The sequence below is a fragment of the Aliidiomarina sp. genome (genome assembly GCF_047920995.1).
GTDB lineage: Bacteria > Pseudomonadota > Gammaproteobacteria > Enterobacterales > Alteromonadaceae > Aliidiomarina.
In genome coordinates this window covers 1-1,405 of the sequence record NZ_JBLRWZ010000078.1, presented here as the reverse complement: position 1 = coordinate 1,405, position 1,405 = coordinate 1, and the positions used below count along the sequence as shown (strand labels likewise).

The 1,405-nt window shown below is 43.6% G+C and carries 1 protein-coding gene; it reads right to left on the bottom strand.

What is annotated here, in order from left to right; translation table 11 throughout:
* Window positions 1-93: 93 nt before the first annotated feature.
* On the bottom strand, window positions 94-1,341 hold the full coding sequence (locus ACNA7P_RS11160; RefSeq protein WP_416258699.1) for a type II toxin-antitoxin system HipA family toxin: 1,248 nt from the start codon (window positions 1,339-1,341) through the stop codon (window positions 94-96).
* Between the last annotated feature and the right edge of the window lie 64 nt (window positions 1,342-1,405).

Here is a 1,405-nt window from a genome sequence, read left to right as displayed (position 1 = left end):
GTTAGAGAGCGCAGTGTACTTTACCCCACTAGCATCTGCAATCTTAGCAAGCGGGTAGTTTAAGGTTATGGATTACAGGGAAATAAATCAAATCTATACGCGGAAACAACTCGCTTTCAATAATTGGCTTTCTCGACTGAGCCCAAGTGTAGTTGCCACCTGTTGCCATGTGCGCACCGACTGCATAACTTCATCGTAAATCTTGTTGGCAGTGGCTTTATCGATGCGAAAGTATTCCGCTACCGAAAATGCCAGCTCATAATCAAGCGCGTTCGAGTGCTCACTTATGTTTAAGCTAAGCCCATAACTATCTGATTCTGGGTTGATATCATACGCAGGGGAAAGCTTCCAACCATTACTAGTTAACAAAAACCCGTGATTGCGCAGATGATCATCAGTGTTTGATACCGCGATATAGAAAACAATTCTCCGCCATAATTGCTCAAGATCTTTTTCGGGGAATGCCCCATTTATTACAATGAATTCTGCAAGCTCTAGGTAGCTAGCACCTTGATGCTTCCCATCATAGTAGCCTAAGAGGGTCATTGCTGAGGCGAAATGTATTCTGGTATCGCCTTCACGGTCAAATCGCTTCGTGATAAATGTATGGTGAGTGGTGTTTAATTTCTCTACATAAGCTGGTGCCATTTCTATCTTTGCTTGTTTTGCTAGCATATGGCACACCCTTTCCCATCCTCCAACATCAATCGTATCGTTCTTATTGGGGAATTTGGCAATCCACAATTCATTGTCGGTATCAATAATGTTTGCCTTAGGACGAGCGCCTCCAAGAGATGAGCCGGGCGCAATCAACATGTTTAGCCATTGCAAATACTGCGCACTATCAGCATCAGGATCATCTTCCAAATGCAATGCTGCATACTCCAACTTCGCTAACGATGTAAATGGTGGCGCTGCCAACTCAGTGTTGTTATCTAACCATGCGGAATCGGTATTCGTGCGAAATCTTAAACCACCCATTCTGCAATGATCATGAACACCTAGCAGGTAATCGAGTTCGCTTAAACGGGCTGTTTCTCGATTACCCATTCGATGAAGAACTGCCGCACGGCGTTGCATGAGCACCCGACCCCAACGATCTGGGCTAGAATCTAAAAATGCTCTAAAATTCTGACTCGTATCATCGTTATATTGAATTCCGCGATATAAATTCAGGCTTGGATCAAGCGCAACACGATGTTTAGAAGTAAGAAAGATTTCATCGTATGCAAAAGAAAACACCTCGTGGCCACGCGTTTCTTCGCATGTCAAAACTCCCATTCTCGTGGGTTCAAAAATGGGTTGCCAATGAGCATAAACTTCAACCGACTTGCCGTTCATTTCTGCCCCTTAAGTAATTTTATATCTTGTAATTTACGACCTAACGGATCGTTGGATGCTAAAT